Annotated in this window: 11 protein-coding genes; all 11 read left to right on the forward strand. The window is 54.5% G+C overall.

Annotated elements, in window-relative coordinates:
• Window positions 1-11 precede the first annotated feature (11 nt).
• The 11 genes from WCS52_13845 (at window position 12) to WCS52_13895 (ending at window position 23,888) form a co-directional block, all read left to right on the forward strand.
• Window positions 12-3,050 (forward strand): hypothetical protein, encoded by a 3,039-nt coding sequence (locus WCS52_13845; GenBank protein ID MEI6168262.1) that lies wholly within the window; start codon window positions 12-14, stop codon window positions 3,048-3,050.
• Entirely contained in the window at window positions 3,047-5,788 is a 2,742-nt protein-coding gene (locus tag WCS52_13850; protein ID MEI6168263.1) for a LamG domain-containing protein, read from the forward strand. Before WCS52_13845 ends, WCS52_13850 begins: the two co-directional genes overlap by 4 nt.
• 7 nt (window positions 5,789-5,795) lie before the next feature.
• Complete coding sequence (locus WCS52_13855) at window positions 5,796-8,504, forward strand: beta-galactosidase trimerization domain-containing protein (protein ID MEI6168264.1); 2,709 nt, start codon at window positions 5,796-5,798, stop codon at window positions 8,502-8,504.
• Between the two features lie 149 nt (window positions 8,505-8,653).
• Complete coding sequence (locus WCS52_13860; protein MEI6168265.1) at window positions 8,654-9,946, forward strand: SGNH/GDSL hydrolase family protein; 1,293 nt, start codon at window positions 8,654-8,656, stop codon at window positions 9,944-9,946.
• 16 nt (window positions 9,947-9,962) lie between these two features.
• Window positions 9,963-13,169: a family 78 glycoside hydrolase catalytic domain gene (locus tag WCS52_13865; protein MEI6168266.1), complete on the forward strand. Its 3,207-nt coding sequence runs from the start codon at window positions 9,963-9,965 to the stop codon at window positions 13,167-13,169.
• A gap of 23 nt (window positions 13,170-13,192) precedes the next feature.
• The gene (locus WCS52_13870; GenBank protein MEI6168267.1) at window positions 13,193-15,085 is read left to right on the forward strand and encodes a family 20 glycosylhydrolase; all 1,893 of its coding nucleotides are present in this window, start codon (window positions 13,193-13,195) and stop codon (window positions 15,083-15,085) included.
• A 156-nt stretch (window positions 15,086-15,241) separates the two neighbouring features.
• Entirely contained in the window at window positions 15,242-16,321 is a 1,080-nt protein-coding gene (locus WCS52_13875) for a Gfo/Idh/MocA family oxidoreductase (protein MEI6168268.1), read from the forward strand.
• Between the two features lie 51 nt (window positions 16,322-16,372).
• Entirely contained in the window at window positions 16,373-17,377 is a 1,005-nt protein-coding gene (locus WCS52_13880; GenBank protein MEI6168269.1) for a hypothetical protein, read from the forward strand.
• Complete coding sequence (locus WCS52_13885) at window positions 17,378-20,350, forward strand: hypothetical protein (protein MEI6168270.1); 2,973 nt, start codon at window positions 17,378-17,380, stop codon at window positions 20,348-20,350.
• Between the two features lie 18 nt (window positions 20,351-20,368).
• Window positions 20,369-22,612, forward strand: coding sequence for a hypothetical protein (locus WCS52_13890; protein ID MEI6168271.1), 2,244 nt, complete (start codon window positions 20,369-20,371; stop codon window positions 22,610-22,612).
• Window positions 22,605-23,888 carry an MFS transporter gene (locus tag WCS52_13895; protein ID MEI6168272.1) on the forward strand — a complete coding sequence of 428 codons (1,284 nt, stop codon included), beginning with the start codon at window positions 22,605-22,607 and terminating at the stop codon, window positions 23,886-23,888. Before WCS52_13890 ends, WCS52_13895 begins: the two co-directional genes overlap by 8 nt.
• The last annotated feature ends 1 nt before the right edge of the window (window position 23,889 follow it).

Below are 23,889 nucleotides of genomic sequence, written 5' to 3' on the forward strand. Positions count from 1 at the left end.
AAGAGTACAAAATGGAAACAGCACAGCTCATAAACGCGCTTGAAAATGTCCCCGCCGAGTTCCGCCCGGTCAGTTTCTGGTTCATGAATCATTTTCTGCAGCCGGACGAACTCCGACTCCAGATCCGGGAAATGGCGGATAAGGGGTACGGCGGTTTCATGTTCCATGGCCGTGACGGCCTGCGTTCCCGCTATCTCGAACAGGAGTGGGAAGACGCGCTGCGCGTGGCGATTGACGAAGCAAAAAAGCAGGGATTGGACACCTGGCTTTACGATGAAAACCATTATCCCAGCGGTATTGCTGGCGGAAAAATCCTGGAGCAGTTCCCCGGTCGCTCGATGCGGTCACTGGTGGTGTCGGTCGAAGAGCGTGTCGCCCCCGGCGCCACGGTCAGGCTGGAGCTGGCGCAGGCTCCGCGTTACACATTTGCCGTTCCCGCCACGCCATCATCACCGCCCGCTGAGCCGATCAACCTGCTGCCGCAACTCACAGGCCAGCACCTGGAATGGCGAAACCCGTTTGCGGGCGATGCTGTGGTGCTCGTGCTTGTCGAGCATCTCTATCAACCTGGCCCGGGTATTTTATTTGAGAGCTACCCCGATTATCTTGATCCCGAAGTGGCTGGCGCCTTTATCCGGCAAACGCATGGCTGGTACCGTGAACGTTTTGGCGCGGATCTGGGCGAACAGGTACGCGGCATATTTACCGACAACGCCTGCGCCCATTTTGGTCATATCCGGCGTGCCATTCCCTGGAGCCGCGAATTCGATCAGCGCTTCCTGACGGCAGAAGGCTCGCGGATCGAGCCGCTGCTTCCCTGGCTGTTCCTGTCCGGACCCGCAGCACGGGCAAGCCGCCTGCGTTTCTGGCGCTTCCTCGGTGATGAGTTCATCCGTATTTTTGTTGGAGCCATCCGCACGGTATGCGACGATGCCCGCATTTTCAGTACCGGCCATTACTGCCTTGAGGATGGAATGGGCGAACATATCCGCCAGATTGGCGATTACTTCGCGGTGATGAAGCACCAGTCGCTGAACGCCGTCGATCAACTTGGGCCGAAAACCAAAGGGGGCTCGCTGTTCGAATACCCGCGCGGCATCGCGGGGGCGGAGAGCCTCACCGCCTGCATCCGGAACACGGCATCGGCGGCGCTCTTTTATGACTCACCCCGGGTTATGTGCGAAAGTTTCGGGCTCGCTTCCGGCTGGCGGCTGGACTTGGGTGAGGTTCGTCGTATTGTCGGCTTCCTGTCCGCACTCGGCGCCGATCTGTTTGTGCCGCATGGTTTGTACTACTCCATTGCCGGCAATCGTAAATGGGAGTGTACGCCGGATCACTTGCACAACCCGATGTGGGACTACAGCCGGGCTTGGACCGACTGGGCAAGCCGCCTCTCTTTCCTCACCGCCGGATGGGAGAGTGTGGCCGAAGTCGCAGTGCTACACCCGACGACGACACTCCAAGCCCACCTCGAACTGGGTGCGTCGAAAACGAAACCCGATGCCACCGATCTTGGAGCCGTGGTCGATCGGGTCGAAGCCACCTTCCGCGATCTCGTGAACGAACTGCTGTACCGGCAGGTGGTGCATGAAATCCTGCCTGAGGACGTGCTTCAGCAGGCCACTGTGGCGGAAGGCACGCTTCGGGTGCCCACCCGTAAGGGCAAGTCGACTTGCACAGTTCGGTGCGTAATCCTGCTGGCTATTCGCGTCATCGAGCAGCGTACGCTCGAAACCCTGCGGCAGTTTGCACAGAACGGTGGTTCGGTGCTCTGCTTGTACGAGCGACCTGATGCGGTCTATGATCCGGTCACCGGGGTGCTCACTGATCTGGCTGCCGGCGATCTTCCGTTTGAGCTGTTCGTGCCGGCGGACGAGGCGGTGCCTGCGCCGCCGGAACTCTGGCAGCGCCTCGATGTCCGGCTGCGTGCGCTGGTGCCGCAACCGCTTGAGGTCCGGAATTCACATTGCCAGGTGATCTCGCGCGTCTGGGAGAAATGGGGCAGGCGCTTCTATCTTCTGCACAACTGCTCCGCGAAGCCTCAGCGAAACCTTGGTGTCACGATTCGTGATCCGCGGCCACTGCTCCGTCTTGATTTGGAACAATCGACCCCGGCCACCACTACGGTCACGGCGGACCATGGCCGTTTCCGGCTCGATCTCGAAGCGGCGGAGACCGTCGTGTTTGTTGCAGATTCCACCGCCGCCGCCCCCCCGTATCCGGTGGTGCCAGCGGCAGGTGCGTCCATGCCGGAGCAGACCCTCGCACTGAGTGGCCCCTGGGCCTTTACCACCAATAAACCCAATATCCTGCCACTCCGGAACGGGGCTATCCAGTATGCCGAATGCAAGGAGCGCCACGCGTTCACCTTACACGCGTGCGAACTCAGTGGTCCGGTATGGCTCCTGGTGGATCATGAGATGACACGGGCGGAGTTGATTTGCCAGCGCTATTCCAGCCGGCTTAAAGTGTGGGTCAACGAGCAACTGGCCGGACCGTTCCATCCTGGCACCATCCTCGACCACTGGATTTTCGAAGCCGATGTTGCCGCGCTGCTGCGGCCTGGGTTGAACCGCGTGGTATTTGAGACGGGTGGCATCTTTCTTGAAAACGACCACCGTCTATGGAATCCGTATCTGGCTGGGGCCTTTACGGTGAGCCCCCAACGTGCCAGGCCGAGCCTGACGCCGCCCATCGACCAGTTAGACACAGGCGACTGGACCCGACAGGGCTTTCCCTGCTTTGCGGGCGAAGGCATCTACCGGAAGACACTGCGTTTGCCTGATTGGGGCGAGGCACGGATGTCGATTCTTGATCTCGGCCGGCTTGCCAATTCCGCTGTTGTTTTCATCAACGGCCACTCACTCGGGGTACGGGTCAATCCGCCCTGGCGCTTCACCCTGCCGGAGATGGCCGGCGGAACCGAGGTTCAACTCGAGGTGCGGGTGATCAACACCCCCGAGAATCTGTTCGGCCCCAAGCCGCTACCGTCCGGCTTGTTCGGTCCGGTTCGCCTTTGTTGGAAGTTAACTGGAAATGGAGATTTATGAAAAGGTATCAGATTGTTGCACGAGTGATTTTCGTTGGGTTAGCCATTTGTTTTGCGGCCCCAAGCCAAGCTGACAACTGGTCCACGGTGCCTTTGGGTAAATGGGCGGAATCCCGTTCACTTCAATATCTTGCGCCAGAAGAATCGACCGGTACGTGGACGGAAAAGGAGGGGATTCTGGCAGCCGTAGGTGCTGGTGCGCAATGGAGTACGCGGCTTCTGCCGGGGGACCAGGGGGGGGGCCAGAAAGTCACCTTGAAATTCACGGTGCAAAAGAGCGCAGGCACGCCTTTTTCTCTGCCGGGCGGCTGTTCCCGCTGGAGTTTCTATTGGGGGGAAAATCAGCCGGGCTGGGACTTGGGTGTGGTGCTGCGGTTCAAAGACCCTTTGAACTTTTACCGCGTTCAGGTTTCCGCTACGCGCGGGCAGCTCGCCCTGTGGGACTCCACGGGTGCCTTTCTTCAGATCGTTCCCTGCGCGGTGACGGTGAACGAGCCGCATACTTTGGAAATCACGGCCCGCGGCGCACATTTTCAGGTGTCCTTAGAGGGTAAAGCGGTGCTGGATTATTGGGATCGAACCCTGCCGCATACCGGAGGTCAGGCGGGGCTGGCGGTTTACCAGAGCACGACGTCGATCGAGAGTTTCTCCCTTGAAAAAGTTAAGGCCGAGTCTGCCGCGATGCCACCCCACAAACCCGATTTCCATTTCGTTTCTGGCGCGGGGCCTGTCCTCTACGATGGGAATGAACCGATCAGTTACTTTCACCAGAATCCGCGGGACAAGACTCTGACGCACGAGGCGGTGAAGCTGAAACCCGGCTGGCGACCGACCTATTACACGGCGATCGGCCCCGCCCTTAGCGAGATCGGGTTGCTGCCGCTGGTTGGGAAGTTCCCCGACGCGTTTAAGATTGAGGGGGGCGGGGAGACCCTCACCTTTTCGTTTGCGACCGAGAAGCCGGGTGTGGCCCACACGGATTACACGGTCACGGTTCGATTCGATGCCACGCGCGGGGTTTACCGCTACGAATATCGGGGAAAAATGAAGGTCGGCGACCAGCCGCTGGTAAATTTGAGCTCGTTCGAGTGGTTGGATCCGCTGTGCTACAACAATCGGACCGCCGGCCCGGAAGTCATACACCGCTGGAACTCGGCCGGGCACCGGTGGAATGTTTATCAGGGCGTCGGGGATGCCTGGCGGCGGTATCCCATTGTGGATTTCCTTGAGGCCTACAACAACCCGAAGATGGCGTGGGGGAAGTTCAAGGATTTTCTCTATCCTGATCCGGCGGCCTGCCCGGCTTTTGAAACTGAGATTGGCTGGGAGCAAACCAAGAACCGCGGGTTCGTCATTTCGCAGTGCACCTGGGGCTATGACTATCATCACGCGGAGGTGGGGGACGGCATCACCCTGCCGCCCGGAACCGAGCGCGCGCTGAACATGACGTTGACGGCCCTCCCGCCGGACGAAGCGGATAAACTGTTTGCCCAGTCCCAGCTGCCGGACGCCATGGCTAAGGATGCCACGAAACTTATTCCCTTTGATCCGCGCGGCACTTCTTTCAGCAAGACGACGACCTGGCGGGATCCGGGCGCCACGATGGTCTGGGGCGGTGGGGTGCTCGACGAGACCACGGGGCATGGCGATCGGGCCTCCCTGCGCATTGACGGGCCGGACAAGGCCGCGCTGCACATGTACCAGTACATCATCGAGCAGAATGCCAAGCGCTGGTGGGTGCGCGGTTGGTTTAAGACCAAAGGTTTGCGGGGACGGGGAGCAGAGTTGAAGGTCAAGTATGCCTACGATAAAAAGCCAATCGAAGCATTCTATATGGGTGGCTTGGGCGACCAGGACTGGACCCCATTCTCGTTCATTACCACCGCTCCGGCGCAACGCGATTGCACGGATGTGATTTTTGAAGCGGACGGACCGGGAACCGTATGGCTGGACGACGTGGCTTTTAGCGCCCTCAAAGAGGGGGAAAATCCGGAGGTCACGAATTTCCCTGTACCCTCAGGGTTTGAGCCGAACAAAGAGGTGCTGATTGACTTACCGATGAACGTCAAGCCCGGCAAGGCGGTTTATGACGAAAGCCGCAATGGGCACGCGTTGCAACTGACCAATGTGCAGTGGGAGCAGGAGAAGGACGACCGGAGGTTCATCTCGTTTAATGGTTCCAATAGCATGGGGCGTCTTCCGCTAAAGGCGGTGCTCGAACCGAGCGATTCGCCGCCTGGCACCACGGGGAACGATACCTATAAACCGATTTTTCCGCTTAAGAGGTTCGCTTACGAGTTTTGGGCGCGACCGCATCTGCCGGCCCGAAAAGAGGAAGGCCGGGGAATGGTGTTTCACTATCGGGATAATCCGAGGGCGTGTTTCGAAGCGTTCAACGCCAAGTCTAATACATGCCTTTTCGTGTGGCAGAATAACCTGTTTCACGGTAATAAGATCAGCCTTTCCTTGTCAGTGCCCCTCGATCAGTGGTTGCATTTTGTGATCACCCATGGCGACGGCAAGGTGATCCTGTATGTCAACGGGAAGAAGTCCGGTGAAGCAGAATATGACGCTTCCGGACCGGGGTTTAACTTCTTTGCCTACCAGTGGGAATTCTTTTTCGGATGTTATTTGCGTGAAGCCTACTGGTATACCGGCGATCTGGGGCCGTTCCGTTTGTATTCCAAAGCGCTTACCTCTGAAGAGGTAATTCAAAGATTTCAAAAGGCAGGTCCCTGAAGTTTCTATGAAAACTGAAATCATTCGGATCGAGTGGGGATCGCTGATCCCTGCTTTGCACGATGCGCATCCTTCGCATGACGAGGCCTATGATGCCGGCGTTCGCCTCGCGGTGAGTGGCGGAAAAGTCCTGCGTCAGGAGTTTTACCGCAAGGATGTAAAGCCGGGCGGGGGATGGGTTACGGAAACATCTCTCAGTGAAATACGGACCGCTGGCTGGCAGGCCGAGTCCAGGAACCAGATTTACGGTCTTTCCCTAACCGTGTCGGGTAAGCCGGATATGAAGTTTCGGCTGATGTTTCCCTGGGGAAAAATCGCCTTCACGCTGGATCAAATCCACCGGCAGCGTTTCCTGGAATGGCCGTTCGGGCCCAAGTACCGGTTGTTGTCCGTGCGGGCCTGGAACGATGGGGTCGACCCCATGGAGCTCGGTTTTGTAAACGATCCGCTGCCAGAAGCGTGTCCTCCCAAACCAATCCTGACCCTGGAACCGCAGGCGTTTCATGGGGCCCGTTGCTTTTACCGCTACTTTGACCGCGAGCCGGCCTGGATTGGACAACTGCAGGAAATCTCCGCCTCATATTCCTGGAAGGAAGCCGGCCGTAAATCCTATTTAGTCCTGTATATGATGTTGGGGCCGCCTTATGCCAAGCAGGATGCCCGGCGGGGACGTTCCTGCCGGACGATGCGGTATGAAGTTCTTATCAACGGCCATTCTTTGGGCGTGACAGATCGATACTTCTCCTTTTTCCGCTCCGATCAGAAGTTGGAGGAAATCACGCTGGAAGTCCCTCCGCGTCTCGTGAAGAGGGGTAAAAACCATTTAACCATCCGCAACCATGACCATTGTTTTCATCTTTTGCTGGTGAAGGCGGAATGGCATGAGGAACCCCTTCAGGACGCCCTGTTCGGCGTTCGTTTACCGGAGCTTGTTTTGCCGCGCGGATACTACACCGGCTTCGACACCAATGTGGTGGCGCCTGAAAATGCGGCAGAATTCAAGCGCCTGCTTGTCGATATCAGCGATGGTCAGCACTGCAACTATGTCCTGCTCCGCCCGGAGGGAAGTTTGATTCATGCCGTGGATCTGGACGAGTGGGTCCGCATCTTCACGCAGAAGGGAATCCATTTCAGCTATCTGTTCGATGAGATGGAGGGAACCCGCCGCTTGCAGGAGAAAGCCGGTCCACTTTTCCTGGGGCACTTCTCCCATGAGATTTCCCATTGTCCGCACCAATATGCCTCAGGCCAGATCAGGAATGAAAATCAGCCGACCATGCGGACCGCCCATGAAAACTACATGCGCTACGCGCGTTGGCTGGTTCGCTACATCAAACAGGCCAGTCCCCAGACCCAAGTGACTGTCGGCGAGTCCCAGTTATTAGCCGCTTTGAATTACCAGGCCGGAGTGGACCGGGTGCTTCCTCAAGTAAATTGGGGTGTGCATAATGGAATCCTGCTGGCCGAGGCGCGGGGTGCAAATGGCACCTTCAAAAAAGAGGGATTCGGGGTTCATTTTGCTGGCGGATGCCTCAACTTCCCGCCGTCACTGGCGACGGAGCGGCTTTATCAGGTCTCGCTCCATACCTGTTACCTGCACGGCGTCAAGCACCTCTACGACGAAGAAAGCGCCCTTGCGATGATTCATGGGATCAGGCCCTATTCGAAACATAGCCGGTTTTGCCGCGGACGCCGGGCCCTTTTGGCTCGCTACAACCGGTTCTTGTCACAGCACGGTGACCCGGGAACACCGGAGGTCCCATTGGCCATGATGACCGGGCGATATGAATTCCCTTTCCCGACCTCGTTCCCGAAGATCGGCGAACAAAAGGTCTGGCAGAATTTCGGGGGAACGGACGCAGCGTGGCATCCTTCCGATCCGGAGGCAGGCTGGAAATTGCTTCGGGTCTTACTGCCAGGCGCTCTGATTCCGGACTTTCCGGCCGAAAGCGAGGATGTCCGCCTTTGGCATTCCGGAACGCCACTGGGCCAGTTTGATATTATTTCCAGCACCTCCCCGGCGCAGTCCTGGCGGAAATACCGGACGATTATTTTCCCCGGATGGAACTCCATGGAGGCGCCGCTTTATCGCAAGTTGCTGACTTTTGTCAAAAGTGGAGGAACCCTCCTGATGACCGCTCCGCAACTCTCCACGCGTGTGGATCGCGAATACCTGCGCGAGATGGCTCATCCGGAATGGATTTTCGGAGGTGAAGTGCAGGAACTTTTTGGAGTAAAACTGCTCAAGCAGGGAGGCTTCGCCCAGGAAGTGCGTGGCGATGAGGATAATATCCTGCTGCCGAAATTGATCCGGCTGAGCGCGAAAATCAATAATACCCGCCTCAAACTAGCGGGGGCACAGGTTCTTGCGCGGGACCAACGAGGGCAACCGGTTCTCGTAGAAAATCGAGTAGGCAAAGGAGTCGCCCGTTTGCTGACGTTGCAGGCGTTCCCGGGGTCGCCCGGCTTGCAGCCATTGATGGCAGAACTATGCAAATCCCTTGCAACGGAAGCGCGCGGGAAGATCTGGGTGGAGGACCCCTCGACCGACGTCGCCTGGTATCTTTTCCGGAAGGAAGGTCACCAGCATTTATGGCTCTTGAATACGGATTGGACCACTGCGGGAAATGTCAAGAATGTGCAGATTCATGCAGGCAGTCGGCTCTGGCCTGTGACGGTTCTGCAGGGCGAACCGATGTGCGTTCAGATCGATTAAATTAAAACAAGAAAGAGAGACAGTTGAAACTGACTAAAATTGTGAACCTAGGCAATGTTAAGGGAGGATTCGTGTCAACCGCGACATTCACACGGGTGGTATGCGTTGTGCTTTCGTTGGTCTGCTTATTTCCAGGGGCGGTGCCTGGAATGAATGGGGACAATGAAATCGTATCGAAGACGAATAGCCCCTTAGATACCCTGGCGCAAGCGAAAATCTCCTCCCTTCCCCAAGGGGCGCGGATCGCCATTGTGGGAGATTCGATTACTTACGGCCATCTCTATAGCAGGGTTATCGAAGCCTATCTGGTGGCGTGTGCCGGGCGTAAGGATCTCAGTTTTTACACCTACGGCTGGTCCGGTGCGACGTGGCTGACATCAGTCGGCATGAATCGTGATATTTCATTGTTCAAGCCGACATGGGTCACATTAGCTTTTGGAATGAATGACGGCTTTTACAAACCGTTCAGTGACTACACCCGCGTCAATTATGAGCGAAGCTTGAGGCAGTCGCTGCAGGTGTTGCGGGAGCAAGGCGTGCAGTCCATTGTCGTCGCTTCTCCGGGCGCGGTGGATACGAAGTTCTATTCTCGGCCCATCCCGGACTTGCAGGGGTCGACTAACGTAGCCGAGGTCTATAATTCGACATTGGGTTCGCTCACCGAACTTGGACGGTCTCTGGCGGCAGAGCTTCGGTGTTCGTTTGTTGATTTGCACACCCCCATGATGGAGACCATGAAGCGGGCGAAATCATCACTCGGCGATGATTACGATGTCTGTGGCCGCGATGGCGTGCACCCCCGGGCCAATGGCGGCCTCATCATGGCGTACGCGTTCCTCAAGGCCCTGGGGTGTGACGGGACAATCGGCGATATTACCATTGATCTGAAGGGGAAAGCGGAGGCATCCGAAGGTCATGTCATCTGCCAGAGTGCGACAAGCAAGGTGGAAATCGCCAGTTCGCGCTATCCTTTTTGCTTTGACCCGGATCCGAAATCACCAACCAGCACGCGCAGCATCCTGCCGTTTATACCGTTCAACCGGGATCTGAATCGCCTGACCCTTCGGGTGAAGAATCTCGACACCCAGCGGGCGAGGATTATCTGGGGAGGTGAGGCGAGGGAATTCGAAAGGGTCAATCTTGAGGCGGGAATCAATCTTGTGGAGGAATTTTCCAAGACGCCCTTCGACGTGGAATTTCAGCGGTTCCTTTCAGCAATATACGCCAAGCAGGAAACTGAAAACCACGCGATTCAAAAGTACATATCGGGCTGTTGGCTCAATTCAGTGGATTTGGAAAAGCTGGAAAAGGATGCAGCGGTGCAGCAAGCGCTGACGCAACTCAAGATTTCACTCATGAATTATCATGATCGTATGGAGCGGGAAACCTACCTGGCGCTTCCTGTCATTAAGCACACCATCGAAGTCCAATCGATTCGGTGAATGAGGGATTAGCCATATGGACGAACAGGATAAGCTGAAAACCGAGCATGCCGTCAATCCGTTGGGGATCGATGTCCTGCCTCGCTTTTCGTGGTCGCAGGATGGGGCAGGGGGCCAGCGTGCGTATCGTCTTCTAGCCGCCAGTGATGAGGGGCTATTGCGTCGTCGTGAGCAGGTCGATGTCTGGGACAGCGGGCGGGTGGAGCGTCCGGATTCGTGCTTCGTCCCCTATGGCGGTAAAACGCTCAAATCCGGGCAACGGGTGTACTGGCAGGTTCAGACCTGGAATGAACAGGGCCTGCACCGGGTCAGCGAAATCGCCTGGTTCGAGATGGGCCTGCTGTCGGCCTCTGATTGGCAGGGCGTATTTATGGCGCCCAAATATTGCGGAACGGGGGGGCGCGGCTATCACAGTGCGGTTTTGAAGGCAGATCAAGCGGGTGAGTTCTGGGTGCAGATTGATCTGGGGCGGAATGAAACGTTCGATCGTATTGTCCTGTTTCCCTGTTATTACCGGGAACAAGGTGAGTCGGCAGGGCCTGGATTTGGCTTTCCGGTATCGTTCCGCATCGAAACTTCTGATCACATGGATGGATCGGCCGCACGATTGGTATACATGACAGACCAGGACATCGCCAACCCAGGGCTCAATCCTGTTGAAGTCAGGCCATTAGTCCCGGCTCAGGGGCGTTTTGTGCGGTTGACGGTGATCACGCCTTTCAACGCCGGAAAAGGAGCGCGATTACTGGCACTGGATGAGTTCCAGATTTTCATGGGCGGCACGAATTTGGCGCTCGGTAAGTCGGTATCCGTGTCCAATCAACTGGTGTCCAGCGTCCGTGCCGGGACCTATGACTGGCATGCCGATTGCCTGACCGACGGGATCATTCATGTCGATGAACCACGGCATAACCAGGGGGACGGGAATCTTCTGCGACGCCTGGTTGAAATCAATAAGCCCATTGTCCGGGCCCGTGTGTATGTCGGAAGCAGGGGATGGTATGAGTTGCGGTTCAACCAGCAGAAGGCGGGTGATGCCGTGCTGGATTCCGCGTGGACATCATTTGAAAAGCGCGTCCTCTATTCCGTATGGGATGTGACGGATCTCTTGAAACAAGGTGTCAATGTCGTGACCCTTCTGCTGGGCAGCGGTTGGAGCTGGCAGCCAGCGGTGATCCTGCAACTGCAGGTGGATCATCCGGACGGGTCACAAACGGTTCTCTGCAGTGACGATCGATGGCGGGTACTGCAAAGTCCCGTTATTGAAAGTCACGTGTATCATGGGGAGACCTATGATGCCCGGCTTGAACGGTCGGAGATTTTCGATTCGAAATTCGATGATTCGGATCGGCCTCAGGCGTTGACCTTTCCAGAATATCGTCCTGCGCTTTCAGCCCAGATGCAGCCCCCCATTCGTGTGGCGGAAACGGTGGCGCCGGTGGCCGTGTGTGAACCCCAAAAAGGGGTCTGGGTATTTGATCTGGGGCAGAACATTGCCGGTTGGGTGCGATTGCGGGTGAAAGGGGGGGCTGGCCAGCAAATCACGCTCCGTTTTGCGGAGTGCATTTTTGATGATGGCACGGTCTGGACGGATGAAGCGCAGACGAAGGCCCGGCAGGCAGGGCGCTTGCAGGCTGTGGACGGCATGCTCAATACAGCCAACAACCGCTCGGCCCGGGTAACGGATCGCTATATTTGCGCCGGGGGCGCAAGGGAAGAAATCTGGGAGCCCCGTTTTACCTATCACGGGTTCCGCTTTGTTGAAATGACCGGTTATGCCGGCCGGCCGGATCTCAACATGATTGAAGGGCGGGTCGTGCATACCGACGTTGCTTCCATCGGACAGTTCGAGTGCTCCAACGAGGTCCTCAACTGGGCACAACAGGCAAGCCGGTGGACGCTGCTCAATAACCTGCACAGTTTGCCGACGGACTGCTGTCAGCGTGATGAGCGACAGGGTTGGATGGCGGATGCGCATCTCGTCTGCGAGGCGATGCTGTGTAATTTCGATGCTGCGTCGACCTATGGCAAATGGCTCCAGGATATACGTGACGACCAGCGTGCGGATGGGGCAGTGGGCGACACTACGCCGTATACGCTGGCCCGGATGGGGGGGGATGTCGCGTGGGGTTGCGCCACCATTCTGGTGCCGTGGGAGGTATATCTCCATACAGGAGATATACGGGTCTTGGAGCAACATTGGGATAGCATGCGGCGCTACATGGAATTTCTCGACCGGTCGTATCCGACGCGTTTCGTTGATAATTCCATTTTTGGTGGGGACTGGCTGGCGATTGAGGAAACACCGCATCAACTGACGCATACCGGATTTTTACTGCTGAGTGCCCGGACCACGGCGCGGGTTGCCAGGATTCTCGGACAGCCTGTCGAAGCTGAACGCTGGAAAAAAATGGAACGGGAAACAAGGACTGTATTTCATCAAAGCTTTTTTGATCCAGCGACCAGCCAATATGGAAATGCGAAACAGTTCTCCCAAACCAAACTGGGTTTGGATGCAAATGATAACCCCAAAAATATGGACGGGGCGGGCAGTAGCCAGTTTGCCAATAGCTTTGCCTTGTATCTGGGCGTGGTTCCGGAAAATCTGCGCAGTGCCGTTTTTGCTAAACTGGTGGCGAACATCGAATCGCGGCTGAGACATTTAAGCACCGGTGTTCTGGGTACCAAATATTTACTGGAAACGCTTGGAGAAGAAGGCCGGGCGGACCTGGCGCTGGCCGTGATCACCGCGCCCGACTTTCCGGGCTATGGTTATATGCGAGCCCATCAGGCGACCACGCTCTGGGAACATTGGTCGCTTAAAACCGGCAGCGGCATGAATTCACATGATCATCCCTGGATGGCAAGCGTCTCGGCTTGGATGCTGAAATACCTGGCGGGCCTACGGCCAGCTGCGGAACAGCCCGGATTTGGGCAGATCTGCTTTAGGCCGCAGTTTCCGCAAGGGTTGCAGTTTGCCAGTGGGAAGATTGAGACGCGGCAGGGCCTGGTCAGTGCTTCCTGGCGGCGGCGCGATGAGACTGTGCGCCTGGAGTTGCGAGTGCCGGCTGGCTGTTCGGGAAATCTGTCGCTGCCTTCGGGGTGGCGTCTGCAAACTCCTAAAGGGGACCCGTCAGGAAAAATCACATCAGCCATTCATGCTGACAGCATTTCGCTCTCAGGCGGAACGTACACAATGTTATTGGAACAAATAACGAGTTGAAATGATGAGCGGTTTGTTTGCTTATGAAAAAATTTGATCTTAAAATTCGCGCCGTTCAGCTCGATCTGGCCCGGCAGATGGAAACCCTCGATTTCATCAAGGGCTTTATTGATTTCATCGCGGTGAATGGTTACAACACCTTGGCGCTTTACCTGGAAGGACGGATCAGAACGCCGACTTTCCCGTTTCCGTCTGATGCGGAAAGTTATTCGGTGGAACAGATGAAGGAGATTGTCCGCTATGCCGGAGTAAGAAATATTGAGATCATTCCGGTCGTTTCAGCAATGGGACATGCCGAATTATTTCTCAAGCATTCAAGCCTGGAATCCCTGGCGGAAAACAGGGGGGAATTCAAGGGTCGTTTCGGCTCCAGTTTTAAACAGGTCTTCTGTCCTTCCCTGGAAGCAACCTACACGTTTCTGGAAGCATATTTCACTGAAATCTGCGAGCTTTTCCCCTCGAAGTACTTTCATGCCGGCTGTGACGAAAGTTGGGATATCGGGTGCTGTGATCTTTGTCGCGCCCGGTTACAAAACGGCGAAACACAAGCGGATCTTTTTGCGAAGCACCTTTTGGCGGTTCGTCGCATTGTTACGGGAAAACTGGGCAAGCGGATGATTGTCTGGGACGATATGTTCGAGTATTACCCGCAGGCGCTGGAAGCGTTGCCGCGCGACGTTATCATGGCCTGCTGGCAATATCAGCCAGCGGTGGAAAAGGCCAAGGGGCATTTCAATAATCGGGCTGTGGTCGATTCGCTTACCCATTATGACCGGCTTGGATTCGATTATTTCATCTGCCCGGCCGATGAGTACACGATTCACAATGTCGAGAGCTTCACCGAATATGGTGCCAACCACCATCCTTTGGGCGGGTGGATGACCATCTGGTCAAAACGGATAACGTTCATGTTGCAAAGTATGCCGGCCATCGCCTATACCGGCCGCTTGTGGGCGTCCGGGGTAAGTGGCAACTACGATGAGTTGCTTCAAGGAGTTGTAAAGGACATCTTCGGCATAAATGATAAACCGTTTTATCAGGCTATTCGGGCGGTTTGCGGCATGGAGCTTTATCAGGAACGCTGTACTAGTTTGAATGCTTATCTGACATGTCATGAAAATGATGCCGATTACTGCCGCCCGCGTCTGGTGGATATGTTGCTGACGGTACTGCCTGGATATATTGATAAAGTTAAGGGGAACTCCCGCGATATTGTGGGAGAAATCATGCTCTCATTGCGCAGTGAGCAAATCAGTCATGAACTGCAAGAACTACTGCCAAAGTTCTTTAAAGGTAACACCGGTCAACCGGAACTGATTGTAAAGCTGGATTCAATTATTTCAAGGATTGAGGGCGTAGGCCGGGACCGTGTGGCCATGTGGCAGCGGGTACGACCTGATATTTCGCCTGCTGACATGGTGTCTGTCTATGCCCGATATTGCAAGGAGATGCGGGAAGTGCCTGCCGTGGTGGCAAAACATGGCTATTTGAAGGTTCACTTCATGTTGCCGGATCAGTATTCAGCCCAGACAACCAGGGTTTTCATCCAATATTCCGGTGTGACTGAATGGGAACAAATCGGGGTTGGTGTTTTTAAGGGAAATAAAGCAGCCGATTGTTTCTATTCCCGGATCTTCTGGATAGCCAAAGACAGAATTCCCACAAGCCTCAAAATAGAAACGTCCGGATTTGGGGGGCAAGGTTTTACCTATTTTGAAGCTGAAAACAGCAAGGGTCGTTTTACCCCCTGCCGGGTAAGCCGCATTTCAGGCAACGTGTCGGAGCCTGAGAATCTCTTGTGCCACGACTGGCAATGGTCCTTTGCCGGTAATCGAAACACTTTGGAATCAGTGTTGAACCCGGACATCGCCAACGCTACTCACAGTTTTGAAGTCGATCTTAGCTGTAAACCGTGAACGAAATTCCTGCTGTAAGTATTTTATCATTGCCGCTTGCCATAATGCGTTCAGCGATAATTGGCCAATATTAACAATTGCATTAATATCATGCATTGGTATTATATATACCACTGTTAGGAATAACTCCAAATTGATTCTAAGAGGAACAAAGTTATGAATGAGAAGTATGATTTAGCCGTGTTGGGGCTGGGTGGCATGGGGGATACGCATGTGGGTGCGGCGAAGGCGTCTCCGTATGTGCGGACCATTTATGGTTACGAGCCGGATGCTACGAGAGCCGCGCTGCGGGGCAAGGAGCTCGGCGTTAAGGCCACGTCTGATCTGGATTCCATTTTGAACAATCCTGAAATCAAACTCGTCACCATTGCCGCCATCAATCCTGTTCATGCTGAATTGGCCATTAAGGCGCTCCGGGCTGGGAAGGCGGTCATGTGCGAAAAGCCGATGGCTGAAACTCTGGAGGGGGCGAAGGAGATGATTCAGGTTGAAAAGGAGACGGGTAAATTCCTCCAGATCGGCTTTGAGCTGCGTTACTCGAAAATTTACATGAAGGCCAGGGAATGGATTGATCAGGGAGTGATTGGGAAAGTGGTGAATAGTCAGTGCCGTTACTACTGCAGTGAATTTCATTCCAAAAACACCTGGCGCAGTAACAGCAAGGGAACCCTGATCGGGGAGAAGCTTTCCCATTACCTGGATTTACAGCGTTGGTTTACGGGCAGTCCCGTCGAAGAGGTGTTTTCAATGGCCGCTCCCAATGTTGTTCCTTATTTCAACCATTCCGACAACCACCAGATCAGCATGCGCTTTCAAAACGGGGCCATCTCAAATCTGAATTTTGCCATGTATATTGCGGAATCGGATCACCGCGATCCGCTGCTCGAAATGTTGGAGAAGCAATCCGATGATGGCCATTACCTGCAATACCACATTTTCGGGACAAAAGGTGCGATCGAAACTGATGTGTTCCGCCGCCGAATCCGCCGTTGGGAATTCACTGATAGTCCGGAGCGGTTGGTTAGCAAAATGGCTGAGACGATCACGTACAAGCCCAGTGATGACAACGCTTGGATCCACAACACGCATGGGCAGAATATCAGGATTGCCGAGCTGGTGGCAAAAGGGTTACCTCCGGAAAATCCCGCCGCGGATTCCTTTGAGACGATGAGGGCCGGCTTTGCCGCAGAGATATCAGAACGGGAACACCGGATCGTCAAAATGAGCGAGTTGTAAGCCGAAAGAAAAGAATTTGAACAGAAGCACGCAAAGATCGCAAAGGGGTAAATGAGCCCTATTCCTAACAAGACGATGAAGACATTTCCCGGCTATCCGCAGGATCTTTCGGCAGGTGAAATTGACCGCCGGTTCCGGAAGGTGCTTGGGGACTTCGAAGTAGCTTCGGTCCCTTTGAAACTTAAAGTTACAGAAGAACTTCAGCTTAAAGGCGGGATTATCAGGCAGCGGGTGGAATACGACGTGGACAAAGGTGAACGCGTTTCCGCCTACCATCTCTTCAAGAAGGGCCTGCCTCAAAATGCCCCCGGAGTCTTGTCCATCCACGGACATGGCGGCGATGACATTTTTCCGGTAGGCAAGGCGTTCCACTGCCATCCTGTAAAAGATGATCCGCTCCAATACAGTTATCATGCAGCATTAGCCGGGTTCAGAGTCCTGGCTCCGGATGCCCTTTGTTTTGGCGAGCGTCAGGCCAAATGGGGCTACTCCACGAAATTCTTCGACGAAATCGCCGCGCATGCTGAACTGACTGGTCAGGGGAAAAGCCTGGCTTGGAAATCCGTATGGGATAATTCACGCGCCTTGGAAGCGCTGGAGAAGCTCGGGGCCCGTTCCCTGGGGGCCATCGGCTGGTCGGGTGGCAGTACGCAGGCGTATATTCTTGCCTCGGTGAACAAGAAGGTCGAGGCAACGGCGTGCTTCTTCAGCTTCATGACACTGCGGCATCAGTTCGGGCAGTACCGCTGCTGTCATTGTTTGTATCACTATATTCCGGGAATGATGAAGGCTGGCATCGACTGGGATCAGGTGGTGTCCCTCATTCCGCCCCGGAAGATCTTCCTGGGCTGGGGGGCGCTGGATGCAGGTTCGCCGGAAATCATGTACCGGAGTTTCGTCAGCGCCATTCAGAAACGGGTCAAGAACAAGTCTTCTGATAAATGCCTTTCCCTCCACGAAGAAGCCGGGAAAGGTCACGAGATCACTCTGCCCATGCTGGACAATGCCTTCCGGTTTTTGCAGATTCATTTGAATAAAGAAAGCGGCGATGTGTAAATGAAGAAAATCCGATATATTTTCCCGAAGACGACTAATTTCCGGGAGACACGGCCGGGGCTATGCTGGGAGCACATGTATGGCTGGATGGAAGGATACGGGATGCTCTTTGACCCCGCGGTCTTTTCGCTGACAGGCATTGTCCCGGAATGGGAGAACGGCTGGAATAAGAAAAGCGCGGCCGGTGATTTTGTCATCACTCCCTGCGCGCAAGCGTCGGAGCTTTTTGAAAACCTGAAAATCCCCGGACTCTATGTCCGTCCTGCAATAATCCCGGGGATACGGACCCATTCGCGCAAATCCGAAAAAGAGAAACTGACGACGCCTGCAGGTCAGCTGTTCTATCCTTTCGATCTCCTTTACGACACCTACGCGGGGGAGGATGCAAACTGGATTCTCGGTGAGAATCCGGCGATTAAAAAACTTGGAAAATCCATGGCGGTTAGTTTTGAACTCTTTGCCATGTTCGGCTATTTCCGGAATGAGATGCCCGAGGAGATACTCATAAAAGGCGCTGATATTGTGGCAAGTTTGTTGGAGCAATGTGAGGTTTCTTCTGCAAAGCCCGCGCGTGGCGCGTTTCCTCGCGAGCTTCGCCTCGATTGCCAGGCATACGGAGTTAACCGTTTGTTACTGCAGTGGTTCCTGGAGATAAAAGGACAGAGCCGTGATGCCGTAAGGATTGCGGATGCATTCTTTCTAAAGGCGATGGCGGCTATCCAATCCGACAGGGCAAAGGATGCGACCCTTCATTTGCGGCAGGCCTTTGTGCATTTGGCTAAACTGAGAAAAGAATTTTCAAAAATGGATGTTCTTTTTCTGGAATACCCGCATCTTGGGATTCTCTTTAAGGATAAGGGGTTCTTTGAACTTGAATGGCCGCACTACTCCAGGGAAATGCTCCTTTCGTATTTCGAGCAGATTGAAAAGCACGGTTACAAGGTCAGCCTCGAGGGTGGCGCCGCCTGCTGGGAAAATCTCGCTACGCGTTATCCGCGCCTGGGAGAAACGGTCGCGAAGCTCTGGAAAAAGGGAACGATCGAATTGACGAACGGAACCTATTCTCTTCCTTATGCGCTGATGTCATCGCTCGCGCTACAATTCTGGCAGTTCAAAAAGGGCAATGAAACCTTTGCAAGGGTTTTTGGGAAGACCCCGTCCGTCTATCAGTGCCAGGAAAACTCCCTAACGCCCCAGATGCCGGAACTCCTCAGACATTTCGGGTATCAACGCGCGCTCCACATCACCCAGAACCACGGGGAGGCGCCGGCCGAAAACACGGATTTCATTAATTGGGAAAGTCCGGCCGGACACGGCATCATATCCATGACCGCACGCCATCCGGCCCTCTCCCGGAAAGGCAATAACTACTTCCTGGATTTGCCCCTGATCCATGACGAATACGGCAGGTGTGAAAAATCCCTCAACTATGTGAGCTTTCAGGATCTCGGCTATGTCCCCTTCAGGATCCACATGATCAGGGCTCACCAGTATGCGCCCGTTTGGGGCAGTTATGAGCTCGATCGGGAGCGCTTCAAGTTGGCTCCGGAAAATGCTCCTGTCAAAAGCTATACGGCAGATTCCTACAAGCTATCTGAAAAATTCTTTTATCCGAACGAGACGAATTTGAATCCGTTCAGCCATTATGAAAATATCCAGGCATTGTCTGCGCGGTTGCGGCAGTTGCGACTCGCAGGGTGCGCCAGCGGGCAGCGTGACGAGGCCTATCGGATCCTCGACCAATGTGTTGGCCAGCTTTGTCTTCTGGAGGCGCATGATTGTTCCTATGTCCAGGGACAGCGCCGTGGTGAGTTCCATGCCAGTAATAACAATGAAGTCCCTCCTTACTCCCGTGAGACTCTCACCCAGAAACTCGCGGAAATCACTTCGGATGCCGTAGCAGAACTTGATAAGGCCGATAAATTACTGTTTGCAGGTAAGTCTACGTCAAAGCTTTTCAATGCCGCCGAAGTCCCGCTTGCCTTCGGAAGAATTCGCGCACCGGAATCATATCGTGGCGCGAATACGGTAAAGCAGGGTGCCGATCTTTACGCCGTTGGCCCTTTCCCTGCATTTTCATCGAGTGACCCCGCGGCAGCTAACAAACGTGCCAGTGGACCACAAGGGGCATTCGACAACGGTCTTTGGCGGCTCGAAATCGACAAGCAGGGGAAGCTCGTGGTGGGCTTCAAAGGACAGAAAATGACCTGCATCCCAGTCGACAGGAAGGCCGGGCCCTTTAAGTTGTTGAGCTCGGCGATGAAGCGTACGGGGGGGCTGGTCTTTATGACGCTGCATTATCAGCAGCTGGAGCGGGAGATCCAGACCGTCATTCTGGATCTGGTTGTCGCGGAGCAGGGGGACTATGCCGAGATCAACCTGAAATACTCGCCGCGTACCGATTTCAATATCTCTTCAAAGTGGAATGATTTCCTGGCACTTGAAATGCAGGTGGACTCGCCATTGGCCAAGGTCTGGCGATTCAATCCGAACGTGCGGGCACTGACCCTTGAAGACCGCACGGTAAGTCCTTATTATATTGCTGCGGAATCTTCAGATGGAGGCGGCTTCAGTCTGATGAACGAAGGCGCCTCGCTTTATGAACTGGATCGGACGAATGGCGCGATCAGGTGGCTGTTCCATGTGTTTGGTGAATCCGTTTTCAGCAGGCGTATGGGGATTGTGTTTGGTCAGTGCGACGTTTTTCAACTGTCAAGGGCATGGGCGCAAGGTCTCTTGAATAGCGATCCTGCCTTGATCCCTCTTTTAAGAAAAGCTGACTGGCATGGCATTAGTGTGGAGGACTTTGTCGCGGCGGACACCTTGCTGATCTCTAATCTTGCTGAAGAAAACACTGAGTTAAAAATTGTTAAAAGAACTTATTCAAGTGCCCTGAATCTGCTCGGGGAAAGTATGGTTAGCAACTCTCGACTGAAATTAAAACCCATGGAAATGGCGCTAATTCGCGTTTAAGAGACGAAAGGAATACCTATGACAACCCGTAAATCAACCGTATCTAAGGGGCATAAACAAGTCGGTGGTTTTTTCATTTCACCGCATGAAGTCAAAAACCCAAAACAGGCCCGGCCTTATCTTGAGGAAATCGCCCACTGGAATTACTCATCAGCGATCATGTTCGTGCGCCACCAGCGAAGTACCGTGTTGAGTCCCGAAGTCCATGATGCGGTCAAAGAGATCGTCGCTTTCGGGCATCAGTGCAACATCAAGATGATCCTCGACACGGATCATGCCCACTGGGGTGAGAACTTCGTGGAAACCTGTCTTGAGGCAGCCCTCTGGGCGATTTGTCCGGTTGATACCATGATTCACGAAGGAAACTTCGAGTTTCGCGTGGACTTTCCCAAAATGAGGGGCCAGATCAATTTTCAGGAAATCTCGGCAGTCTTTGTCACCGGCCAGGACGGCTATCACTTGGTTCCACCGGCGAAAATTCAGGCCACGCCCATGCATTATCTGGTGCCCCAGGCAGGTCTGGTGATCAAGGGGACGATGGCGGGCGGCTATACCGGACCTGCGGTATTCTATGTGGCGGTGCAGACCACCGGGCTGGTAGATGTGGCCCATCCCCAATACCTTCAAGCCCAGAAACAATTACTGGATTCGTATTCTGACATTCCCCTCGACGGGTTCGGCTGGGATGAGCCGGGCAAAGGCATGGGCAATATGGCCTATTTTAAGGCAGGGAAAGGATTCCTCGCGCTTTTCAAAAAGCTCAATGGTTATGAACTGCGTCCTAATCTCATCCATTTGAATCATTTAGAGGGAACCAACAAGACCATACAGGTGCGCTGTGACTACTACCGGAGTCTGGTGGAGATGAACTATGTGGCTCAGGAAAGTCACAATACCTATGCGAAAAAGATTTTCAAACAGGATCTGATTTTCGGGACCCATCAAACGTGGAGCGGTATTCCCACTGATCTTGCCGCGGGGGTGCTTGATTATTTCAAACTTGGGAAAGTGTTGACGGGCGCTTGGACCGATGGGGGAACCGAGGTGGAGAATAAGTATCCGCTCCACAATTTCATGCTCGCAGAGGGACTTAAAAAAGAGTTGGGCATGCGCGACGCCTTCTACAACGACTGGGCGTTCCGATACCCCGCCGTGGGGAATATGAAGCACGCCAATCGCCTGAAGATGCTATTCCATGTGAATTGGTTCAGTCATGTGATGTCCAGTTTCAGCGAGGGCCTGATCAATTTTACGCAAGAGCCTTCACGCAGTGCGATGATGCAGGATGTTGAAAATCTGGATCGTTTTGATGAAATGGTGGGCGACCAGTTTGTCCCGCACACCGACGTGGCACTTTTGTATTCCTGGGAAACCCTGGCCGCAACGCCCAAGTGGTTGACCCGGATGTTTTACACATTCCTTGCCAATACGGCGATCCACCTGACGGATGCGGCTCAATATTCCGCCATCATGAGCGGGGAAAGTCTGCTGCGTGCTAAAATCGGCAAGGGTGAGTTTTCTATTGATGGGCTGACGTATCGGGTGCTACTGCTGCCGTATATCTATGTGCTCCCTGAAAAATACTACAAGCGGGTCATGGATATTGTTCGGGCGAATGTGCCGGTGATTGTCATCGGGCCGCCTCCAGAGTTCACGGTACAAAAGCAGTCGAGTATTGCGGCAAAGTTTGCGGGAGAAGTTGGCTTCAAGCCTTTTACGCTAGCGGACTATACGGCTGCGCTTGCAGAGAAGAGGTCTCTGCCTGGGATCAATGAATGGGAGCCCAGTTGGTTTGATGGAACCTATCCGGTGCAGGTCACTTCCGCTCAAAAAGTGTTCGATCAGGAGGGTTTCCTGTCTTATGTTAAATCACCCGATCGGCCTCTGTATTACATGCCTGCCCCTGATCCTCGAGAGGATTTGACCCGTCTTATCCGCACCCTGACGTCTTCCGCCGAGCAAGTGTTTGCCGAGGACACGTATTACCGGTTTTTCCGCCATCGAACGGATTCTGCGAAGAAGGTTCTGGTTGCGGTGACCAAAGGTTACGTTGCGGGATATGCCATGGCTCCCGATCAGTATGGCGGCTCTCATTTGCGGCCGCCGATCAAGCTGCATTCCCTCAATCTGCTCGCGCGTTTCGAGCAGGGGGATTTGACACTGAAGGGCGGGAGTTGGTGTGCCGTCAAAATCGAGGGCGAGAAGATCGTGGAAGTGCTGGGCGACTGCCCGGATGTCCGCTGGGTGCGTGGTAATGCATAATCATCAGGGGGCAACCTTGTCCGAAAATTTGCCAGCGCCGGATCCTGCTTTGGACGCTTATTACGCCGACAAGAAGCTGATGTGGCGCAATGTGACGCTGATCGGGATCTGTAACATTGGCTGGGGCGTGGCAGATACGCTGGTGATGCCGTTGGTGCTGATGCGACTGTTGGATCTTGGCGTGCGGGAGAACATTCAAGGCACCATTGGTTCGATCAATGGGTGGGCCTTGAGTTTTATCGTGATGTATTTCTCATGGAAGAGCGATCACACCGTGACCCGTTTCGGGCGCCGCAGGCCTTGGTACTTCCTGTCCGCACCATTTATCATCGGCGCGATGGCCTTGTTCCCGGTGTTCAATGAGGCACGCTGGGTGGTGATTTTGGTGGGGTTGGTAATTGTTAAAATGATCTTCATGGACATTGTGGCCAGCACCTTTTCCCTGCTGGGCATTGATTGTGTGAGGCGTGATGTGCTGGCGCGGGCCAATTCAGTTCTTGGTGCCGGCGGTGGCCTGGCTGGCTTTGTCATCATGCAGCTGGCAGGGCGCATTATCGCGGTGTCAGAATGGTTCCCTTTTGCTGTGGGAGCGTCGATCATGACGTTGACAGCACTCTGCGCCTTGGGAATCCGGGAGCCGCCAATCCAGCATCCGGCTACTGAGCGCTTCAAGCTCTGGTCCACCTTTAAGGTGGCGGCGCTCGACAAACGGATATTCTGGCTGATGGGTGGCGTGGCCCTGATTAATAGTTATCTGGTTATGAACAACACCTGGATCTGGTTTTGGTCGAAAGAGACTCTGCAATTGGCCCGTGGGGATATTTACCAGGCCTTGTCATGGGCTGGATTAGTGAGCCTCGTCATTGCCTACCCCATCGGCTGGATTATCGACCGCTGGGGTGGGTTCCGCGTGGTGTTGCTGTTCTGGGCTGGTCAGGTGGCTTGTTTCCTGTGGGCGATGCAGGTTCATGACAAAACCAGTTTGATTATTCTTTCGCTGGCGCTGACCGTTATCGGTCCGTTATATGCCGGGGCAGACATCATGGTGTACAAGAGCGCGCCGCGGCAGGATATAGGCTCGATCACCTCCACCAATTCCTGCATTCGCAACGCCTATCGTGCCACGCTCGGATTTATATCAGGTTGGGCGATCTACTTCTGCGGCCACAACTATCGGGTCGGCTTCGTCATGGGTATTGTGATGAGCACTTTGGCGGTGGTGTTTTTCGTTATTTATCGGCGGCTCATGCGTAAACAAATGGATGGAATAAACTAAA

The sequence above is a fragment of the bacterium genome, from assembly GCA_037128595.1.
Taxonomy (GTDB): Bacteria; Verrucomicrobiota; Kiritimatiellia; order CAIKKV01; family CAITUY01; genus JAABPW01.

What these genes read in the sequence shown, in the direction of transcription:
- WCS52_13845 (MEI6168262.1), top strand. Translation starts at nt 12, where the DNA reads ATGGAAACAGCACAGCTCATAAACGCGCTTGAAAATGTCCCCGCCGAG.
- WCS52_13850 (MEI6168263.1), top strand. Translation starts at nt 3,047, where the DNA reads ATGAAAAGGTATCAGATTGTTGCACGAGTGATTTTCGTTGGGTTAGCC.
- WCS52_13855 (MEI6168264.1), top strand. Translation starts at nt 5,796, where the DNA reads ATGAAAACTGAAATCATTCGGATCGAGTGGGGATCGCTGATCCCTGCT.
- WCS52_13860 (MEI6168265.1), top strand. Translation starts at nt 8,654, where the DNA reads ATGAATGGGGACAATGAAATCGTATCGAAGACGAATAGCCCCTTAGAT.
- WCS52_13865 (MEI6168266.1), top strand. Translation starts at nt 9,963, where the DNA reads ATGGACGAACAGGATAAGCTGAAAACCGAGCATGCCGTCAATCCGTTG.
- WCS52_13870 (MEI6168267.1), top strand. Translation starts at nt 13,193, where the DNA reads ATGAAAAAATTTGATCTTAAAATTCGCGCCGTTCAGCTCGATCTGGCC.
- WCS52_13875 (MEI6168268.1), top strand. Translation starts at nt 15,242, where the DNA reads ATGAATGAGAAGTATGATTTAGCCGTGTTGGGGCTGGGTGGCATGGGG.
- WCS52_13880 (MEI6168269.1), top strand. Translation starts at nt 16,373, where the DNA reads ATGAGCCCTATTCCTAACAAGACGATGAAGACATTTCCCGGCTATCCG.
- WCS52_13885 (MEI6168270.1), top strand. Translation starts at nt 17,378, where the DNA reads ATGAAGAAAATCCGATATATTTTCCCGAAGACGACTAATTTCCGGGAG.
- WCS52_13890 (MEI6168271.1), top strand. Translation starts at nt 20,369, where the DNA reads ATGACAACCCGTAAATCAACCGTATCTAAGGGGCATAAACAAGTCGGT.
- WCS52_13895 (MEI6168272.1), top strand. Translation starts at nt 22,605, where the DNA reads ATGCATAATCATCAGGGGGCAACCTTGTCCGAAAATTTGCCAGCGCCG.